This is a genomic window from Rhodococcus sp. ENV425 (assembly GCF_002887785.1).
Classification (GTDB): Bacteria; Actinomycetota; Actinomycetes; order Mycobacteriales; family Mycobacteriaceae; genus Rhodococcus; species Rhodococcus aetherivorans.
In genome coordinates, this window is sequence record NZ_PCZU01000178.1 from 10,551 (window position 1) to 29,965 (window position 19,415).

The 19,415-nt window shown below is 66.4% G+C and carries 19 protein-coding genes; 6 read left to right on the forward strand and 13 right to left on the reverse strand.

The window, feature by feature from the left end:
- Both CQZ88_RS31080 and CQZ88_RS14440 read right to left on the reverse strand, forming a co-directional pair.
- Window positions 1-186, reverse strand: a 186-nt coding sequence (locus CQZ88_RS31080; RefSeq protein ID WP_258008604.1) for a helix-turn-helix domain-containing protein, incomplete at its 3' end; no start/stop codon positions are given.
- Window positions 187-259: 73 nt separating this feature from the next.
- Complete coding sequence (locus CQZ88_RS14440; RefSeq protein WP_102799934.1) at window positions 260-1,483, reverse strand: cytochrome P450; 1,224 nt, start codon at window positions 1,481-1,483, stop codon at window positions 260-262.
- 86 nt (window positions 1,484-1,569) lie between these two features.
- Here CQZ88_RS14440 and CQZ88_RS14445 point away from each other — a divergent pair, with 86 nt between their 5' ends.
- Window positions 1,570-2,163 (forward strand): TetR/AcrR family transcriptional regulator, encoded by a 594-nt coding sequence (locus CQZ88_RS14445; RefSeq protein WP_050034675.1) that lies wholly within the window; start codon window positions 1,570-1,572, stop codon window positions 2,161-2,163.
- Between the two features lie 50 nt (window positions 2,164-2,213).
- Here the strand turns inward: CQZ88_RS14445 and CQZ88_RS14450 are convergent, their stop codons facing one another.
- The 5 genes from CQZ88_RS14450 to CQZ88_RS14470 form a co-directional block, all read right to left on the reverse strand.
- Window positions 2,214-2,870 carry a TetR/AcrR family transcriptional regulator gene (locus CQZ88_RS14450; RefSeq protein ID WP_006936256.1) on the reverse strand — a complete coding sequence of 219 codons (657 nt, stop codon included), beginning with the start codon at window positions 2,868-2,870 and terminating at the stop codon, window positions 2,214-2,216.
- Between the two features lie 114 nt (window positions 2,871-2,984).
- Window positions 2,985-3,827, reverse strand: coding sequence for an enoyl-CoA hydratase-related protein (locus CQZ88_RS14455; RefSeq protein WP_029541682.1), 843 nt, complete (start codon window positions 3,825-3,827; stop codon window positions 2,985-2,987).
- Window positions 3,828-3,855: 28 nt separating this feature from the next.
- The gene (locus CQZ88_RS14460; protein ID WP_102799935.1) at window positions 3,856-5,373 is read right to left on the reverse strand and encodes a class I adenylate-forming enzyme family protein; all 1,518 of its coding nucleotides are present in this window, start codon (window positions 5,371-5,373) and stop codon (window positions 3,856-3,858) included.
- Window positions 5,374-5,497: 124 nt separating this feature from the next.
- Window positions 5,498-6,874, reverse strand: coding sequence for an MFS transporter (locus CQZ88_RS14465; RefSeq protein ID WP_239010500.1), 1,377 nt, complete (start codon window positions 6,872-6,874; stop codon window positions 5,498-5,500).
- A 71-nt stretch (window positions 6,875-6,945) separates the two neighbouring features.
- Window positions 6,946-7,908: a PDR/VanB family oxidoreductase gene (locus tag CQZ88_RS14470; RefSeq protein ID WP_102799936.1), complete on the reverse strand. Its 963-nt coding sequence runs from the start codon at window positions 7,906-7,908 to the stop codon at window positions 6,946-6,948.
- A gap of 112 nt (window positions 7,909-8,020) precedes the next feature.
- On the opposite strand from CQZ88_RS14470, the gene CQZ88_RS14475 reads away from it, so the two are divergent.
- The 3 genes from CQZ88_RS14475 to CQZ88_RS14485 all read left to right on the forward strand — a co-directional run bounded on the left by CQZ88_RS14475 (window position 8,021) and on the right by CQZ88_RS14485 (window position 10,448).
- Window positions 8,021-8,812: an SDR family NAD(P)-dependent oxidoreductase gene (locus CQZ88_RS14475; protein WP_029541674.1), complete on the forward strand. Its 792-nt coding sequence runs from the start codon at window positions 8,021-8,023 to the stop codon at window positions 8,810-8,812.
- Between the two features lie 23 nt (window positions 8,813-8,835).
- On the forward strand, window positions 8,836-9,699 hold the full coding sequence (locus CQZ88_RS14480) for an alpha/beta fold hydrolase (protein ID WP_006936263.1): 864 nt from the start codon (window positions 8,836-8,838) through the stop codon (window positions 9,697-9,699).
- 86 nt (window positions 9,700-9,785) lie between these two features.
- Window positions 9,786-10,448: a TetR family transcriptional regulator gene (locus tag CQZ88_RS14485; protein ID WP_044475956.1), complete on the forward strand. Its 663-nt coding sequence runs from the start codon at window positions 9,786-9,788 to the stop codon at window positions 10,446-10,448.
- A 96-nt stretch (window positions 10,449-10,544) separates the two neighbouring features.
- Here CQZ88_RS14485 and CQZ88_RS14490 read toward each other — a convergent pair whose 3' ends face one another.
- The 3 genes from CQZ88_RS14490 to CQZ88_RS14500 all read right to left on the reverse strand — a co-directional run bounded on the left by CQZ88_RS14490 (window position 10,545) and on the right by CQZ88_RS14500 (window position 14,046).
- Window positions 10,545-12,041: an aldehyde dehydrogenase gene (locus CQZ88_RS14490; RefSeq protein ID WP_072634461.1), complete on the reverse strand. Its 1,497-nt coding sequence runs from the start codon at window positions 12,039-12,041 to the stop codon at window positions 10,545-10,547.
- 19 nt (window positions 12,042-12,060) lie between these two features.
- The gene (locus CQZ88_RS14495) at window positions 12,061-12,885 is read right to left on the reverse strand and encodes a mycofactocin-coupled SDR family oxidoreductase (RefSeq protein WP_006936270.1); all 825 of its coding nucleotides are present in this window, start codon (window positions 12,883-12,885) and stop codon (window positions 12,061-12,063) included.
- Between the two features lie 126 nt (window positions 12,886-13,011).
- Window positions 13,012-14,046: a GNAT family N-acetyltransferase gene (locus CQZ88_RS14500; RefSeq protein ID WP_102799937.1), complete on the reverse strand. Its 1,035-nt coding sequence runs from the start codon at window positions 14,044-14,046 to the stop codon at window positions 13,012-13,014.
- A 164-nt stretch (window positions 14,047-14,210) separates the two neighbouring features.
- On the opposite strand from CQZ88_RS14500, the gene CQZ88_RS14505 reads away from it, so the two are divergent.
- Complete coding sequence (locus CQZ88_RS14505) at window positions 14,211-15,380, forward strand: aromatic ring-hydroxylating dioxygenase subunit alpha (RefSeq protein ID WP_102799938.1); 1,170 nt, start codon at window positions 14,211-14,213, stop codon at window positions 15,378-15,380.
- A gap of 52 nt (window positions 15,381-15,432) precedes the next feature.
- Window positions 15,433-16,584: an acyl-CoA dehydrogenase family protein gene (locus CQZ88_RS14510; protein WP_029541658.1), complete on the forward strand. Its 1,152-nt coding sequence runs from the start codon at window positions 15,433-15,435 to the stop codon at window positions 16,582-16,584.
- A gap of 52 nt (window positions 16,585-16,636) precedes the next feature.
- Here the strand turns inward: CQZ88_RS14510 and CQZ88_RS14515 are convergent, their stop codons facing one another.
- The 3 genes from CQZ88_RS14515 to CQZ88_RS14525 are packed head-to-tail and all read right to left on the reverse strand — an operon-like array spanning window position 16,637 to window position 19,414.
- Window positions 16,637-17,896 (reverse strand): cytochrome P450, encoded by a 1,260-nt coding sequence (locus CQZ88_RS14515; protein ID WP_102799939.1) that lies wholly within the window; start codon window positions 17,894-17,896, stop codon window positions 16,637-16,639.
- A 20-nt stretch (window positions 17,897-17,916) separates the two neighbouring features.
- A complete protein-coding gene (locus tag CQZ88_RS14520; RefSeq protein WP_006936278.1) occupies window positions 17,917-19,140 on the reverse strand; it encodes a cytochrome P450 in 1,224 nt (407 codons plus the stop codon).
- A gap of 40 nt (window positions 19,141-19,180) precedes the next feature.
- A complete protein-coding gene (locus CQZ88_RS14525; protein ID WP_006936280.1) occupies window positions 19,181-19,414 on the reverse strand; it encodes a ferredoxin in 234 nt (77 codons plus the stop codon).
- Window position 19,415 lies beyond the last annotated feature (1 nt).

Here is a 19,415-nt window from a genome sequence, read left to right on the forward strand (position 1 = left end):
GTGCTCCTTGGACGAGAAGTAGGTGTAGGCGGTGGCCGGTGCGACACCGGCCCGAGCGGCGACGTTGCGTACGGTCAGTCCTGCGAACCCCTCTTCCCGCAGGACCTCGACGGCAGCGCGCGTCAGACGGTCCACGGTGTCGGCCTGCTTCTCGGTGAGACGGCGGCGGGTGGATTCGAGATTCACATTTCTGGACACGTGTCTGGACATTACTACGGTCGCCTGTCCGAGGCAATGGTCCCACCCACCCGAATTCGCTTCAGACCTTCGGATACACCCGTACGGGCATGGATTTGATGCCGTTGATGAAGTTCGAGCGCAGCCGCCGGACCGGCCCTGCGGGCTCGATGCGCTCGATCCGGCGCGCCAGGGTCTCGAACAGGATGCGCAGTTCCAGGCGCGCCAGGTGGGCGCCCAGGCAGAAGTGCACCCCGGTGCCCCCGAACGCCACGTGCGGGTTGTGGGTCCGGCCGATGTCGAAGACGTGCGGGTCCTCGAAGACGTCCTCGTCCCGGTTCGCGCTCGGGTAGTAGACCACCACCTTGTCCCCCGCCTCGACGGGCTGGTCACCGATCGTCGCCGGACACGTCGGCGTGCGGCGGAACCCGATCACCGGGGTGACCCAGCGGAGGATCTCCTCGACCGCGCCGGCGGCGAGTTCCGGCTCGGCCTGCAGGCGGCGCCACTGATCCGGATGGTCGATGAAGGCCTGCATGCCGCCGGCGGTGGCGTTGCGCGTCGTCTCGTTCCCGGCCACCACCAGCAGCACGAAGAACATGTCGAACTCCATCTCGGTCAGCGTGTCACCGTTCTCGTCCGGCCGGACGAGCCGGGAGACGATGTCGTCGCGCGGCTCCACCCTGCGCGCCGCGGCGATCTCGTTGGCGTACAAGAAGATCTCCGCGGCGGCGAGTTCCCCGTCGGCCTGGGTGTTGCCGTACTCCGGGTCGTCGAACCCGATCATCCGGTTGGACCAGTCGTAGAGCCTGCCGACGTCCTCCGTGGGTGCGCCGAGCAGGGCGGCGATCACCTCGAGCGGAAGCGGGGCGGCGGCCACCGGCACGAAGTCGACGACCGCGCCGTTGCGGCCCCGCTCGATCAGATCGTCGACGATGCGGTTGCAGATGTCCCGGATGCGCCCTTCGAGCGTCCGGACCATCCGGGGCGTGAAGCCGCGGCTGACGAGCTGGCGCAGCCGGGTGTGCGCGGGCGGATCGAGGTTGACGAGCATCGCCGCCTGCTTGAGGCGGGTCTCGCCGTCGAACTCGTCGATCTGGGTCGTGCCGAGCGCCGACGAGAACGTCGCGCTGTCGCGGGAGACCGCGGTGACGTCCGCATGGCGCGTCACCGCCCAGTAGCCGGGTCCGTCCTCCTCGTCCTGCCGGTAGACCGGGCAGCCGTGCCGCAGCTCGGCGAAGAAGTCGTGGGGTACCCCCTCGGTGTAGAGATCGGGGTTCTTCAGGTCGATACGTGATGCCGTCACGGGACCACCTCGCACTTGTTTACGAATGATCGTCGTTTATAAGCTACACACATTCGTTTGAAATGGAAGACCCGTAGGATGGGCGGATGGAAACCGAGAAGAAGAGGCCGATGCGCCGTCGAAACCTCAGCCGCGAGAAGGTGATCGAGGCGGCACTGGAGGCGGTGGACGAGTCGGGCTGGGAGCAGCTGACAATGAGCACCCTCGCCGGCCGCCTCGGCATCGTCACCGCCTCGCTCTACAACCACGTCCGTGGTCTCGACGACGTCCGCGGCGAGATCCAGGTGCGGACGATGGCCGACCTCGGTGAGCGGCTGCGCGAGGTGGCGATGGGGCGCAGCGGGCCGGAGGGCCTGCGCACCCTGATCGATGCGCATCGTGCGTGGGCCGCCGAGCATCCGCACCGCTACCAGACGCTGACGACGGAACCGATCGAGCGCAGCGCCCTGATCGCGGCGGCCCTCGACGCGAACAGGGCGCTCCGCTCGATGCTCGCCTCCTGCGGGGTGCCGGAGGAGGACACGCTCGAGGCCGCGGTGAGCCTGTTCACCGCGATGCACGGGTTCGCCACGATCGTGCGCAGCGGCTTCCTCGGCGACGAACTCGACCTCGACCGCATCTACGAGAACGTGGTCGCGGGAGCCTTCGCGGCGGCGGGGGTGACTCCGCTGCCGCGCTGAGCCATTACCCGGTTCGGCGTCCGGGGTCTACCACTCCGTACCCGCGATCTTCAGTGGGTCGGAGTAGCAGCTGCCCCACCGGACCGCAGCTGTTCTGCCGCCTCCTCCGTCACGATTCCCGGAAGCAGGAAGTTGGTGAGCATCCGTCTGTTTTCCGGGTCCCCCTCGGAGCCGAAATCCATCCGCCCGACCAGGATGAGCTGCACCAGCGCGATCCACTGGCAGATCTCCTCGTCGGTGAGGCCTTCGCGGATCTCACCTCGTTCGCGGGCCTCGTCGAGCAGCGGCGCCCACATCTCCTGGGTCAGCCGGACCGCCAGTCCGGTGCTGCCGATCAGAGCCGTCGCCATGTCCATGTGTTCGGGACTGACGATCAAGCGGACGATCGGATCGTGGCGACCACGGTCGACGAGAAAGATCAGGCCGTCGACGATCTGCTCCGCGAACGTCGTCCGTTCCCTCAGGAACGCACGAGCCTTGTCGAACAGCCGGCGCGACCGCAACTCGATCAAGGCCGTGATCAGCGTGTCACGGTCACCGAAGTAGCGGTAGACGGTCGGCCGCGAAACGCCGGCCTCCTTGGCGATGTCGTCCATCGTGGTCTTCGAGAGCCCGTACCGCTGGAACATCGACTCGGCAGCCTTCAGTATCTGCCCTCGCGCCACCTCTGCGTTCTCACTGAGGACGTTCGCCCGCCGTCGCGCCATGTCGCACCCCCGAACTCGTCCTCACCGACTCCTACGGGCAATGATACAAGTAATGACCATTGTCAAGCATCGGGCCCGCGACTGTGGCACGGAGCGTCCGACGCGGCACCAGTGTCACTCGAACAGATCCGGCAGTCCATCCGAGACGCGATCAGGAAACTTCGGATCACGTTTTTCGAGGAAGGCGTCGACACCTTCGCGCACGTCGTCGGAGGAGCCCCGGACATAGATGCCGATCGACTCGGCGCGGTGCGCAACCTCGGGTTCCGACGCGCCGAGCATCCGCCACATCAGCTGACGGGTCAGTGCCGCCGATACCGGCGACGTGCCCGAAACCAGTTCCCGGGCGACCTCGAGTGCGCGATCCAGTACCTGATCGGCGGGCACGACCTCACGTACCAGACCCCGGTCGAGAGCTTCGGTGACCGGCACCATCTTCCCGCCGACCGTCCATTCGACGGCGGTGGAGATTCCGACCGCCCGCGGGAGGAACCACGTCGAGCATGCCTCCGGCACCAAGCCGCGGCGAGTGAACACGAAACCGAACTTGGCCGTATCCGAGGCGATGCGGATGTCGGCCGGAAGCGTCATCGTGACGCCGACGCCTGCTGCAGGCCCGTTGATCGCCGCGATCACCGGCTTCAGGGAACGGTAGATCCGCAGCGTCACCTGACCACCCGTGTCGGCGGGGGCTCCACCGGTCTCCGGATCGTCGCCGAGGACGAACGTGTCGCCGCCTGCGGCGAGATCGGCGCCCGCGCAGAACGCGCGGCCGGTTCCGGTGAGCACAACCGCGCGTACTTCGTCGTCGGTGTCGGTCTCGTCGAAGATCTCGATGAGCCGGTAGCACATCGCATTGGTGAACGCGTTGAGCCGATCGGGACGGTTCAAGCGCACGACGGCGATCTCTCCGTGCCGCTCGAGGATCACCGCGTCGTCGGTTCCGGTCCGAGCCACGAGGGCTCCTTTCTGCGCGACGGGTGCGTCAGCGCACCTTGTCGAATCGTTCGGAGACGTCCCGGTACTCGGACCGGATCGCCGTCTTCGACAGCTTGCCACTGGGGAGCCGGGGCAGCGGCTCGTCCCGGATCACGACGTAGCGCGGAACCTTGTAGTCGGCGACCAAACGGTCGCAGTATTCCACGATCGTTGCCGCGTCGACCCCGTCCTTCACAGTGACGATCGCCGCGGGCGTCTCGCCGAAACGCTCGTCGGACGCGGCAATGACCGCGACCTCCTCGACACCCGGGATCCCACTGATGACACGCTCGATCTCGACGGGCGAGACGTTGATGCCGCCGGTGATGATGAGGTCCTTGAGGCGGTCGACGAACTTGACGCGCCCGCCCTCGTCGAGGGTGCCCAGGTCCCCGCTGTGCAGCCAGCCGTCGCGCAACGCGGACGCCGTCGACTCCAGATCGTTCCAGTAGCCGGGGGTCACGCCGGGTCCCCGCAGCAGGATCTCCCCCTCTTCGCCGGGCTCTGCGTCGGTGCCGTCGGTGCGGACCACCTTCGTCTCGGTGAAGATCGAGCCGGACCCGCAGGTGTCGGGGTGGTCGAAGGCTTCGGAGACGAGAGTCGCAGTCGCGACCCCGCCGGCTTCGGTCATGCCGTAGATCTGACGCAGCGCGACGCCCTTGTCGGCCCACCGCTTCAACAGGGCCGGTGCGACTGCCGCGCCGCCGACGATCGCGGTGCGCAGCGACGACAGGTCGGCCTTCTCGAATTCGGGCGACCGCGAGATCGCTTCGAAGATCAGCGGAACCCCGAACAGAGCCTGCACCTTGTGCTCACCGAGCAGTGCCGCGGCACGACCGGGATCGAGTTCCTTCTCGATGATGAGCGTGCCACCGAGCACCGTGGACATGACCAGCCCCCACACGAGGCCCGGGGTGAACACGAGCGGCAACACCAGCAGCGACGTGGAACCCGGACGGAAGCCTTCCTCGGTGAGGGTGGCCTCGAACACGATGTTGAGCAGAGTCCGATTGGTGCAGATGACGCCCTTCGACAACCCCGTGGAGCCACTGGTGAACAGAAGTGCTGTGGGGTCGTCGGGCGCGAGGTCGACGCGGAAGTCGTCGCGCTCCCCTTCCCGCAGCGCCGCGATGTCGGTGAACCCGAACGTGTCGAAGGGATCGCCGAGGTCACGCGCCTGGGCGACCGTTGCGGAGAACTGTTCCGGCGCGATGACCAGGACGGCACCCGCGTCATCGACGACCTTGCGTAGTTCCGCCGGCTTGAACCGGGGATTCAGCGGGACGAGCACCGCACCGGCCTTGAGTACGCCGAGTGCCACCACGGGCCACGTCACCGAATTCGGGCCGAGCACTCCGACACGCTCACCCGGCTTGATGCCCCGGTCGACGATCTCACGAGCGACGCGGCTGGACCAGTCCTGGAGTTCACGGTAGGTCAGAGCCTCACCGGCAACGATGATCGCGTTCTGTTCCCCCTTGGTCTTCGCCCACCAATACAGGGCCGAGCCGACGGTGGCAGCCATGTGTCCCTTGCCTTCCTTGACCGAGAGAATACGAATCTGTTTTGTGTACAAGAATTTTCAGCGCGAGAGGAGCGCGGGTCCTCATATCGCGTACACCTCAGGCTATAGGCTCACTCATGAGACGTCAATCAAATTTTGTAAATTGCAAAGGGCGGCTCGCACCGGCGACGAACCCGGCGGCAAGCGCGGCCACACCGCCGATCACGAATGCGGCCACAAACGCACGCTCGGAGGGAATGTCGGCACCCGCGATCGTGATCGTCGCGAGGAGCATCCCCACCAGCGCGCTCGCCAGCGAACTGCCGAATGTCCGTGCGATGGCGTTGATGCCGTTCGCAACACCGGTGTCGTGCAGCGACACATGCTCGACGAGCATTGCCGGCAGGGCGCCGTAGGCAACGCTGACGAAAACATTGAGGACCGCCACCGCAACGATCACCTGCCACGGGCGGTCGTGGGCGAACCCGACAAATGCGAACCCACACACGCCGATAGCGCACGCCACCATCAGCACCCGCTCGGCGCGGAACCTCCGCACGAGAAACCCGCTCACCGCAGCCGCGGAGATGCCGACAACCTGCCCGGGCAGCAGGTACAGCAGGCTCGTCTCGAGCACCGAAGCACCGAACCCGTACCCCGCTTCCTCCGGGGCGGCCTGCACGAACACGGCTGTGGCCAGGAACTGCACGAACATCGCGATTCCCACGAGGAACGCGGCAAGGTGGGCGGGCGCCACCGCACGTGCGGTCAGGAGGGCTGGGGCCACCAGCGGCGCATCGGATCGCCGCTCGTGCCGGTACCAGGCGGCAAGCACGAGCACACCCGCGACGACACAACCGATCGTCGGCACGGACACCCAGCCCCACGTCCCGCCCTGCGCGAGCGCCAGAAGCAGTGCGGACAGGCCGACCGCGAGCCCGACCGCACCCCAGAGATCGGATCCGGATCCGGTCCCGGAACCGGGCGAACCGGGAACGACCGCCCACGCAAGTGCAGCTGCAATCACCGCGAGCGCCACCAGCAGCCAGAACACGCGACGATAGTCGTCGCCGTCGCTGTACAGCAGTCCGGCGGCGATCATTCCCGCACCGCCGCCGACGCTCATCGTTCCCGACATGATGCCGAGCGCCGCCGTGAGCCGATACGGCCCGAGAGCGCTGCGCAGCACAGCGACGCCGATCGGAAACAGCGCGAACGACGTCCCCTGCAGCGCTCGCCCGGCGATGAGTACCGGCAACGAGTCCCACGCGACACACAGCAACGAACCGACGAGCACCACTCCCAGGATGCCCAGCAGCACTTTTCGTGGTCCACGTCGGTCGGCGAGCCTGCCCAGCAGCGGCGTACAGACTGTGGCCGTCAGAAGATTCCCGGTGACGATCCATCCCACCGCATTCGTACCCACCCCGAGCTGCGCCGCGATATCGGGCATCAGCGGCACGACGGCGGTCTGCATGACCGAGGTGATCATCACGACGAAGCAGAGCGCCGGGATCAGCACACCGGGCGAGACGGCAGGTGTGCGCACACGCGTTCGCGCAGTGGCGAGACGGAGGGTCACCATGGGCCGATCTACAGATCCAGAGTGAGCTTGGGGGTGCAGCTGCGGGATACGCAGATCATCATGCAGTCGTTCTCCGCCTGCTCGTCCTCGGTGAGGACGGAGTCGCGATGATCCGGAATTCCTTCCAGCACAGTGGCTTCGCACGTACCGCAGGTTCCCTCGCGGCACGAGAACGGCGAATCGACGCCCGAGCGGAGCACCGCGTCGAGCAGTGTTTCGCCCGAGTCGACAGTGATCGTCTTGCCCGATTGCCGGAGTTCCACCTCGAATGCCCCGTCGACGGCGTCGGCCGGCCGCTCCTTCGCGGCGAACCGTTCGACGTGCAAGGTGACACCCGAGCGGTTGCGGCACTCGTTCTCGATGGCGTGCAGCAGTGGTTCCGGCCCGCAGCAGTAGACACCGGTGCCGTACCCGAGGGCGTCGAGCGCTGCCGCCAGGTCGAGGAGCCCGCATTCGTCCTGAGGCCGGAGCTCGACCCGGCCGGGATACCGGGCGACGAGGTCGTCCGCGAAAGCCATGCTCGCGCGGGTACGTCCGCCGTACAGGAGCCTCCAGTCGGCGCCGGCCGCGTCGGCCGCCCGCACCATCGGAAGTATCGGCGTGATGCCGATTCCGCCCGCGACGAAGAGATACGACTGCGCGGGCTCGAGGCTGAAGTTGTTGCGGGGGCCGGCGATGCTGACGAGGTCGCCGACCTGCAGCGAGTCGTGGATCCACCGCGATCCGCCGCGTCCGTTCTCCTCACGGAGGACCGCCACAGTCAGGCAGGTGTCGTCGGCCGGGTCGCCGCACAGCGAGTACTGCCGGACCGTCGACTCGTCGATGATGACGTCGATGTGCGATCCGGGTTCCCATGCGGGGACGGTCCCCCCGTCGGGATCGGCGAACCGCACCGCCACGACGCCGTCTGCAAGTGCGTCCTTGCCGATCACCTGCATCTTGCCCTGCTCCACATCGGTGCTTCCGGCCATCAGCGTTTCCGTTCCCCTGGACATCACCTACGCTCTAATCTTAAGTAATTAGTTTTAAGGGACGCAAGGCCCGCAGACGAACCTCATGACACGCAGCACCGGGAGCAGCCACATGACCTCGACAGATACCGCACACGACACCGGCTCGATCCTCGACCTCTTCAGGCTCGACGGGTCCGTCGCCGTCGTCACGGGCGCCGGCAGCGGCCTCGGAGCAGGGTTCGCGCGCGCCCTCGCGGAGGCCGGGGCGGACGTGGTGATCGCCGCACGCCGTCGCGAGAAGCTGGACGCCGTCGGCCCCACGATCGAGGCCACCGGCCGACGCTGCCTCATCGTCCCCACCGACGTCACCGACCCCGAGCAGTGCGACGCCCTCGCCCGGGCCACGGTCGCCGAGTTCGGTCGGCTCGACATCCTGATCAACAACGCCGGCGTCACCCATTCCGCACCCGCGACGCGCGAGCGACCCGAGGATTTCCGTTCCGTGCTGGACGTGAATCTGCTCGGCGCGTATTGGGCAGCGCAAGCATGCGGACGCGTGATGAAGCCGGGCTCGAGCATCGTCAACATCGCGAGCATGCTCGGGCTGGTCAAGTCGGTGCTCCCCCAGGCCGCCTACGCCGCGAGCAAGGCCGGTCTCGTCGGCCTCACCCGCGATCTGTCCCATCAGTGGTCGCAGCGAAAAGGGATCCGTGTGAACGCGATCGCGCCGGGTTTCGTCGAGACCGACCTGATCGCCGAGATGTCGTCGGATACCCTCGAGGAGTTCCTGCGCGGCTGCTCGCTCGGTCGCACCGCCACGCAGCGCGAGATCGACGCCGCCGTCGTGTTCCTCGCCAGCCGTGCTTCCGGCTACATCACCGGGTCGACGCTCGCCGTCGACGGTGGGACTTCCGGACACTGACTCCGACGACGAAGGGCGAAACGATGACGATCTCCAGCACCGTGACCACACTTCGGGGCGACGGCGTTTCCCTGGTCGCCGATGTCTGGGAGCCCGCGTCCGAGCGGAAGGGGACCGTCCTGCTGTTGCACGGCGGCGGGCAGACGAGGCACTCGTGGCAGCGCACCGGAATCCGCCTCTCGGAACAAGGATGGCGCTCATACGCGATCGACGCGCGCGGGCACGGCCACAGCGGATGGGCCGACGACGGCGACTACAGCTCCGACGCACACGCGCGCGACATCTGCACGATCGTCGACGAACTCGGTGAGCCACCGGTGCTCGTGGGAGCGTCGATGGGCGGTATGGCCGCACTCGTCGCCGAAGGAGACAATCCGGGGCTCTCCCGCGCGCTGGTGCTGGTGGATATCACCCCGAAGGCCGAACCCGAGGGGTTGGCCAAGATCACCGGATTCATGCGCGCGGGACTGGCGGGCTTCGACAGCCTGCACGACGCGCTCGACGCCGTGATCGCGTACAACCCGCACCGGAGCCGTCCGCCGCGGGTGGAGGGGTTGCGTAAGAACATGCGCGAGCGAGACGGTCGCTGGTACTGGCACTGGGATCCGCGGATGCTGTCGCATCGGACGAACCTTCCGGATGCTGCCGCGGAGCGCGAGGAGCGGGCCCGGGCCGCGGCGCGCGCCGTCGCGGTTCCGACCCTCCTGATTCGTGGTGCCCAGTCCGACGTCGTCAGCATCGAAGGTGCGCGCGAACTCCTGGAACTGATCCCCGGGGCGCGGTACATCGACGTGGGCGGTGCCGGGCACATGGTGGGCGGCGACGACAACGACGTGTTGAGCCGCGGCCTGGTCGAGTTCCTCGACGAGGCCGTCCTCACGGCGTAACCACCGGCCGGACCGGAACAGATAGCATCTATAGGTCACCCGCCGGGCAGACCCGCCCGGTGGACCGCACGAGCTGAAAGTAGATGATGGCCCGACCCTCGAAGCCTCTCATCAGTCGCGCGTCCGCGGTGGCGGCTTCCATCGAGATCATCGACTCCGAGGGACTCGATGCCTTCAGCCTGCCGCGGCTGGCGAAGCACCTCGGGGTACGGGCGCCCTCCCTCTACCACCACTTCGCCGACAAGTCGGAGATCCTCCAGGCTGTCGCGCGACAGATTGCCGGCGCCGGCACCCTGCCACGCCGCAGGCCCGGCCCGGACTGGCCCGAGTACTTCGTGACGCTGAGCATGAATCTGCGTCAGTCGATCCTCAAGCACCGCAATGCCGCGCCGATCCTGCTCCAGTATCTTCCGCGTGATCTGCTGATCGGCACCTACGAGGACACTGCCCGATTCCTGGAGGAGTCCGGCGTGCCGGCCCGCCTGCACGTCCAGATTCTCGACGGCATGGAGCGTTTGACGCTGGGCGCAGTGCTCACCGAGGCGATGCGCAAGCCGAGTACGAAGAACACGATCTTCCCGAACGTCGACCCGGAGTCGCAGCCGCTGCTGGCGCGGGCTCTCGCCGAGAACGAGATGACCTCCCGGCAGTTGTTCGAGGAGATGATCCGCAGCTTCCTCCACGGCGTGGTGCGCAACGCTCAGGTAGAGATCGCGGACAAGAGCCAACTGAGCGTGTCGACCCACTGAGCGTGTCGGCCCACTGACCTGTTCGGCAGTCGTACGACCACCCACGACGCAACGACGACGCCCCGCGGATCGAATCGCGGGGCGTCGTCGTCGGTCCTACCGGGCCGGAGCGGGCATGTGGACGGTCTTGATCTCGAAGAACTCCTCGAGACCTTCGAGGCCGCCCTCACGGCCCACGCCGGACTGCTTATAGCCGCCGAACGGCAGGGTGAAGTCCATCGTCGCGGTATTCACGCTGATGGTGCCGGTGCGGATGCGCCGCGCAACCTCGAACCCGTGGTCGATGTCCTCCGTGTACACCGCACCCGACAGCCCGTACATCGAGTTGTTGGCGATCGCGATGGCGTCCTCTTCGTCTTCGTAGGTGATCACCGAGATGACCGGACCGAAGACCTCTTCCTGCGCGATCCGGGAGTCGGGGTCGACGTTGTCGAGCAGTGTCGGTGCGACGAAGAAGCCCTTGTCGAATCCCTCCGGTCGACCGCCGCCGAGCACGACCCTCGCGCCGTCCTCCTTCGCGATGTCGATGTATCCCAGGACGCGATCCTGCTGACGCTTCGACGCGAGCGGGCCGAGGAAATTGGTCGGCTCCCACGGGTTGCCGATCGGCAACGCGCCGTACGCGGCCTTCAGGACCTCGAGCACCTCGTCGTGACGCTTGCGGGAGACGAGCACGCGCGAGAGGGCGATGCACGCCTGACCGGACTGCATGCAGCCCCCCATGGGGAGCGTCTGCACCACGTGGTTGATGTCGGCGTCGTCGAGGATGATCGCCGCGGACTTGCCGCCGAGTTCGAGCGAGACACGCGCGATGCGCTCGCCGGCCAGCGACATGATGCGCCGGCCCGCCGCGGTGCTGCCGGTGAAGGTGACGTGGTCGACGTCGGGGTTGGTCACGAGCGTCTCCGACACCTCGCGGTCGGCGCACAGCACGCTGACGACCCCCTCGGGAATGCGACCTTCCGCGACCAGCTCGGCGATGATGTCCGCGAACACCGACGGCGAGAGCGGTGCCTCCGGTGCGGTCTTGAGCACGACCGAGCAGCCCGCGGCCAGCGCCGGGGCGAGCTTGAACGCGATCGTGCCGACCGGGCCGTTCCACGGGATGATCGCGGCAACGACGCCCGTCGGTTCCTTCACGATGCGCGAGACACCGCCCGCTGCGCGCGGACGCTCCTCGGTGGTCTCGAACGTGCGGGCCACCGCGGCCACCGCACGGAACAACCCGCCGACCATCTCCTGGGTCGGCCGGCTGACGCTCACAGGCACGCCGACCTCGATGACCCCGATCGGGGTGAGCTCGTCCACCCGCCGTTCGAGGCGGTCGGCGATGGCGTCGACGACATCGGCGCGCTCTGCCATGCTGCGAGACGACCACTCGCCCTTGTCGAACGATTCACGCGCTGCGGCAACCGCTTTGGCGACGTCTTCGACCGTGGCGGTGCGCACCCGCGCGACCTTCTCCTCGGTGAACGAGTCGACGACGTCGACCCATTCGCCGCCGGTCGAATCGACCCAGCGGCCGCCGATGAAAACCTGTTCTCGGTCGGCGATCGACGGGGTGGTACCCGTCGAGGCTTCGGTGGTGGTCATATGTGAAAGCTCCTTCGCTTCAGCGGATGTTGTAGCCGGCGTCGACCGGGAACGTGACACCGGTGACGTAACGAGCCTCGTCGGAGGCGAGGTAGACGATCGCGTTGCTGATGTCGACGGCCTCGATCAATTCGACCGGCATCGGGTTCTTGTACGACTCGTCGGCGGCAACCTCGGGATGGGAGTTGACGAACTCGCCGTACTCCGCGTTCGCCACCATAGGCGTGTTCACGCCGGTCGGGTGCACAGTGTTCACCCGAATGCTGTGCGGGGCAAGCTGTTTCGCGTAGATCCGCATGAGACCGACAACACCGTGCTTGGCGGCGCTGTACCCGACCTGACCGGGGAGGGTGTTCAGCCCGATGCTCGTCAGGCCGGCCGCAGAACTCGTGATGATGATCGACCCGCCCTCCCCCCGTTCGACGAGGTGCGGCACCGTCACCTCGAGCACGTGCCATACCCCGGTGAGCATGGTGTCGATTGCGTCGTGCCATGCCTGGCGCTGTTCACCGGGACCGATCACCGGCATGATGCCGGCGTTCGGCAGCACGATGTCGACCTTGCCGAACTGTGCGATGCCCGCGTCGTAGGCCCGCTGGACATCCTCGATGTTGCGGACGTCTCCAATGGACGCGACGATCGAGCCTCCGGCCTCCTTGACCAGCCGCTCGGTCTCGGCAAGGTCGTCGCTGGTCGCCATCGGATAGAAGACCGTGGGGATCTGGTCGCAGATGTCCATCGCGATGACGGATGCCCCCTCTTCGGCGAGCCGGACGGCGTGCGAGCGCCCCTGGCCTCGCGCCGCACCGGTGATGAAAGCGACCTTGCCTTCGAGTCGACCCATGAGTGTTCTCCTCCGATTGCACGCCCCAGCTCCGGGCGGGCAAGCGCCCGTGCGTGGGAACGTAGTGAAGTTGGGGACCCACACATCAGTGTGAGGCGCACCACAGACGGTAGTTGCCTAAACCCTTTAGGTCAACGTCGGACAAGATTCGTCGCTCGTCTCACCCGGGCGGACTCGGAAGCTGGGCGCCTCGGCCCACTCGCCGACCTGGTAGCAGGAATGTTCCCCCTCCTGCTCGAATGCCATCAACCGGCACGTGCGCACCGCCCCCGCGTCGTCCGGGTCGATACGAATCAGGGCGATCTGGGCCCCCGCGTCGCGCAGCGCCCCGAGTGCCATCGTGAGGAGCGTCATCCCGAGGCCCGCCCCGCGGGCGGTCTCCGTGAGCACGAGCGCCCGGACCGACGCCGCATCCAACTCGAGGTGGGTGGACAGCGCCGGATCGGACCACACGAACCCCACCTTCGCTCCCGAAGAGTCGGTTGCGACCAGCACATTGCCGGAACCGAGGCGGATCTCGTCGGCGAGGCGCTCGCGTTGCGCGGGTACGAGCGACGCCGCGTCCAGCACCTCGTCGATCGCCCGCGACACCGCCGGATCACCGAGCGGACGCGCCTCGCCCGTCGTGATGCCCTCGGGCGCCGCGACCTCGTCGAGCGGGATCGCGAACGGGCCGGACAGGTGGCGGAACAACGTCCACAGCCTGCCCACCGCCGGGATGCCGAACCGTCGCGCGAGACGTTCGGACGCGGGGTGCGTGCTGTACGCCCAGCAGCGCAGAGCCACCGCACCGGTGCGCTCCCAGCCGCCGTCCGCTGTCGTGCCCAGGCCGATCTCCTCGACCAGCATCGTGGCCACACCGCGCGACCGGTAGTCCGGATGGACGACGAACTGCACGGTACCCAGCCCCTCGCCGTCCACCTGCAGGTGCAGGTACGCCACAATCACCAGCGGCGCGTCGTCGCGCGCGCTCAGGTCCTTGCGCGCCTTGATCGGCAGATGGGAGACGCGGACGCCGTCGCGACTCGTCGAGGTCACATCACCGGGGTGGATCCGCGAGAACCCGGCTTCCTCGTCGTACTCGGCGGCCGCGGCGACAAGAGCCAGCACCTCGTCCCGATCGCCGGAATCCAGTTCCGAACACCACTGATACGAGATCATCCTGTTCGCTCCTCATCTGCGGGTCAGTTCTCATAAATCTAATGCCGATCGGTATAGGGCCGCAACGGCCGAAGCGCCACCCGCAACCGGTCCGGGGTTTACACTTAAAACTACTTGAGTTAGATTTAGCGTCATCGATCCGAACCACCGCCTGGAGGGCAGCCATGACAGAGGTCGGAATTCCCCGCGAGGAACGCATTCGCCGCGCTCTCGACCATCTGCGCAACGACACCACCGACGAATTCGAGCACGTCACGTGGTTTGAACCCGTCGAGTTCACCGATCCGGAGATCGCCAAGCTCGAACGCGAGCGTGTCTTCGGCCGGGTTCCGTCGATCATCATCCACGGCTCCGAGATCCCCCGCGCGGGCGATTTCGTCACCCTCCAGTTGCCGCGGAACAATGTCATCGTCGTCCGTCAGCGCGACGGCAGCGTCAAAACCCTGGTGAACCAATGTCGTCACCGCGGCGCGATGGTCGAGAAGGAGGAGAAGGGCCGTTGCCGCCTGTTCTCCTGCCCGTACCATCGCTGGTCCTACGACACCGACGGCGCGCTGCGCACCATCACCCGCGACAACACGTTCGGTGACGCCGACCGTTCCGAACGGAACCTCGTGCAACTCCCGACCGAGGAACGTCACGGATTCGTCTGGGTTGTCGACGACGCCGACGCCACCATCGATGTCGCAGACTGGCTCGGCCCCGAAATGGACTCGATCATGGGGGCATACGGCATGGACAAAATGGTGACTACCCGAGTTCAGCGCTTCGACGAGCCCGTCAACTGGAAGCTGATGCAGGACGCGTTCCTCGACGGCTACCACATCCAGTACGCGCACCCGAACACCGCCGCCAAGCACATCCACACCAACGTCATGGCCTTCGAGGACTTCGGACATCACTGCCGGTTCCTCAATCTCCGCAAGACCATCGACCGGTGGATCGAGGAAGACCCCGGCGATCGCAGCCTCGCCGAGCACGTGACGGAAAGCCACCTGGTGGGTCCCAACAGCACCCTGCTCAAGCAGCCCGACCATTTCCAGCTGCTCACCTTCCGCCCCCACCGGAGCGATCCGCAGCGCTGCCACATGGAGATCCGTCTGATCGCACCGACGCTCGAAGACAGCGGCATGACCGAGGAGCGCTGGAATCGGATCTGGGACAAGAACGTCGAGATCCTGATCGCGGTCCTCCACAACGAGGACTTCCCGATCCTGCGTGGTTCGCAGGTCGCCATGGACAGCGCGAACGCCGGCAACATGCTCCTGGGCCGCAACGAGGTTGCCAACCAGGTCTTCCGCCGCGAGATCCAGAAACTCGTCGGCGAGAACTGACACCGAACACCACAGCGGGGCGCCTGCGGGCGCCCCGCATCAGGAGGATTACATGGAGAGCGATCTCTTCGAACACGACCACGAACTGTTTCGCGACTCCGTGCGGAGCTTCGTCGACAAGCACGTCGTCCCAAATCTCGAGAAGTGGGACGCCGACCGGCTCATCGACCGGGAAACCTGGCTCGCCGCGGGTAAGCAAGGACTGCTGGGCCTGAGCGTCCCTGAGCAGTACGGCGGGCCCGGCGAGCTCGATTACCGCTTTCGCGTCGTGATCCAGTCCGAGATTGCGCGGGTGGGCGCGTCCGCGCTGCAGTCCGGGTTCTCGACCAACGACGACATCGTCCTCAACTACCTGCTCCGCCATGCCACCGATGAGCAGAAGCAGCGGTGGTTGCCCGGATTCGTCACGGGCGAGACGATCGGCGCGATCGCGATGAGCGAACCGGCCGCCGGCAGCGACCTGCGGGGCATCACCACCACCGCAGTGCGCGACGGCGACCATTGGGTCCTCAACGGGTCCAAGACGTTCATCACGAGCGGCATCCTGGCCGACCTCGTCATCGTCTTCGCCAAGACCGACCCCGCAGCCGGTTCGCGAGGGTTCAGCCTCTTCGTGGTCGAAGACGGAACGCCCGGGTTCTCCCGCGGCCGCAAGCTCGACAAGGTCGGTCTGCACGCCCAGGACACGGCCGAGTTGTTCTTCGAGGATGTCCGAGTTCCCAAGGAGAATGTGCTCGGCGAGCTGGGGCAGGGCTTCGGATACCTCATGCAGAGCCTTCCGCTGGAGCGGCTCGGTATCGGCATCGCCGCGCAGGTGTCCGCCGAGGCCGTCATGAGCTGGACACTCGACTACGTCAAGGAACGCACCGCCTTCGGCAAGCGCATCGGCGAGTTCCAGGGAATGGGCTTCACTCTCGCGGAACTGCAGACGGCGGTGGAGGTCTCACGCAGTTACCTCGATCGCTGCGTCCGGGAACACAACAAGGGCACGCTCACCGCGGTCGACGCGTCCAAGGCGAAGCTGTGGGCCACCGAGTTGCAGGGCCGTGTGATCGACGCCGGTGTGCAGTTCCACGGCGGCTACGGCTACATGATGGAATACCCGGTCGCGAAGGCCTTCATCGACGCCCGCATCCAGCGGATCTATGGTGGCACCAACGAGATCATGAAGGAAATCATCCACCGTGATCTGCTGAAGGCCTGAGCCCCGGCACACGAGGAAGGGGACCCGATCGAATCGGGTCCCCTTCCTCGTGTCAGCTTCGCGATTCCGGTGTGAACGTGAGCGGTAGCCGCACGCACCCACGCACCGACGTGCCGTGCATCAACGGCGGATCACTGTCGACCAGCGCGTAGTCGGGGATTCTCCGATGTATCTCCTCCATCGCCAAGGTGAGCTCGAGGCGGGCGAGGTGAGACCCGAGGCACCTATGCGGCCCTGCGCCGAACGACAGATGCCTGTTCGGGCCACGATCGATCACGAACGCGTCCGGATTGTCGAACTCGGCTTCGTCGCGGTTGGCCGCACACAGCAGGAGCAACAATTGATCGTCGGCCTTGATGTTGACGCCGGCGATCTCGACATCGCGGGTGGCCCGCCGGCCCATGCTGACGGCGGCTTCGATGCGGAGGATCTCCTCGACTGCGTCCGGCACCAGGCTGCTGTCGTCGATGAGCGCCTGCCGTTGCACCGGGTTGTTCGCAAGGTGCACCATGGCCCAACCGAGTGAACCCTGCACCGTGTGCAGTCCGGCAATGAGCAGCAGGAAGAACATGCGGCGCAGTTCCTCGTCAGTGAGGTGCCGCTCGACTCCGTCCATCCGGATCGGGGTATCGATGATCTGTGCGGTGACGCTCTCCGAGTCCTCCTGCCCGGAACGCACCCGATCCACGAATGCACCGAAGTACTCGAACACGTTCGTTGCCGCTTCTGCCCGGGCACGGGCGGATTCCTCCTCGCCGGCTCCCGGAATCCCCTGGAGCGCAATATCCGTCCACTCCGTGAACTGTTCGGCATCGTCGAGAGGCCAGCCCATGAGACTGAGGAAGACACGAGTCGGCAGCGCATGCGCGAACTCGGCAACGAATTCGCACCGGCCGGAGTCCGCGAAGCCGTCGATCAGTTGGTTGATGATCTCGCGGATCCTCGGCTCGAGCTCTTTCATCCGCGCCGGACCGAACAGTGGCTGGAGCGCCTGACGATACTGCGTGTGCTCGGGCGGATCGATCTCGACCGGGATGAACTTGCCCTGGCCGGCATCGACCAGGTTGTTCGGATAGCTGGAGAACGTCTCGGCATCGCGCAGGATGCGGAAGATGTCCGCGTACCGCGTGACGATCCAGTGCCCACCGTGGTGCGGGGAGTAGACGATCGGTCCGCGGGCACGGAGTTCGGCGGCCTTTTTCTGGAAGACATCGACCGGAGCGGCGAGAGCTGGGTCGTACACGTCGAAGTCGACGAGCAGATCCTCGGATACGTTACTGGCAGTCAACGCGTTGCACCCTTCTGAATCCATGGAACCTGCCGATCCGACGCTCAGGTCGTCGGTGTGAACCTGATCGGAAGCCGCAAGCAGCCCCGCACCTGCGTTGCGTGCAGGATCGGCGGATCGGATTCGACGAGTTCGTAGTCCGGAATCCGGCGGTGCAGTTCCTCGAGCGCGATCGACAGTTCGATGCGGGCCAGATGTGAGCCCAGGCACCGGTGCGGACCGGCACCGAATGTCAGGTGCCGGTTCGGTGACCGGTCGATCACGAACTCGTCGGGATCCTCGAATTCGCTTCCGTCGCGGTTGGCCGAACAGAGCACCAGCAGCAACTGGTCGCCGGCCTTGATCTTCGCCCCGCCGAGTTCGACGTCGCGGGTCGCACGGCGGCCCATACTCACTGCAGCCTCGATCCGCAGGACCTCCTCGACGGCGTTCGGGATCAGCGAGTCGTCCTCGATGAGCGCGGCGCGCTGACGAGGATTGTTCACCAGGTGGATCACGGCCCAGGCCAGCGATCCCTGAACGGTGTGCAGACCTGCGATGAGCAGGAGGAAGAACATGCGGGTCAGCTCTTCGTCGGTGAGCAGTCGCTTGCCGTCCTCGAGGTCGACCTCGGTGCGGATGAGTGCGGAGGTGACATCCTCACCGGGGTTCGCGCGACGCTCGTCGACGATCTTCTGGAAGTAGGCGAACATCTGCTGGGCTGCCTCGGCGCGTGCCTTCGCCGACTCGTCCTCGCTGGCGCCGGGCTTGCCCATCAGGGCGGTGTCGGTGGCCTCGGTGAGTATCGGGGCGTCCTCGAGTGGCCAGTCCATCAACGCGAGGAAGACGCGGGTGGGCAGCTCGTGCGCGAAGTCGGCGATGAACTCCGCCTCACCCTTGCCCGCGAAACTGTCGATCAGTTCGTTGACCACGCCCCGGATCTGCTCGGACAGCGCCTTCATCCGGTTCGGGGAGAACAGCGGCTGCAGGGCCACCCGATATCCGGTGTGCTCCGGCGGGTCGAGCTCGAGCGGCAGAAACTTGCCGTCCCCGGCATTGACGAGGTTGTTCGGGTAACTCGAGAAGGTTTCCGGGTCGCGGAGGACCTCGTGGAGCTCCTTGTACCGGGTGACGATCCAGTGGCCGCCGTGCGCGGTCGAGTAGACGACAGGGCCTTTGGCCGCGAGTTCGGCGACCTTCTCCTGCACGGTGTCCACCGGGTCCGTGAGCGACGGGTCGTAGATGTCGAAGTCGACGACAGGTGTCGACATTTCGTCGGTGATGGTCATGCTGATCGCCCCGTTCGAAGGGTCTGTGTTGCTCGAGAAGTCAGAGTGTTTCGAGGCTCAGGGCTCGTTCGGGGCACATCGCGACGGCCTCCTCGGCCGCCACGATGTGCTCCTCGGTCCTGAGCGTTTCCTGCACGAGCACCGGGTATCCGGCATCGTCGCAGTCGATGATTTCGGGGGCGCGGCCGTAACAGAGGCCGTGCCCGGCGCACGCCGACCGATCCACGACGAGTCGGCGCGTGCCTGACTGCGCTTCCGTGTCGTGGGCAGTCATC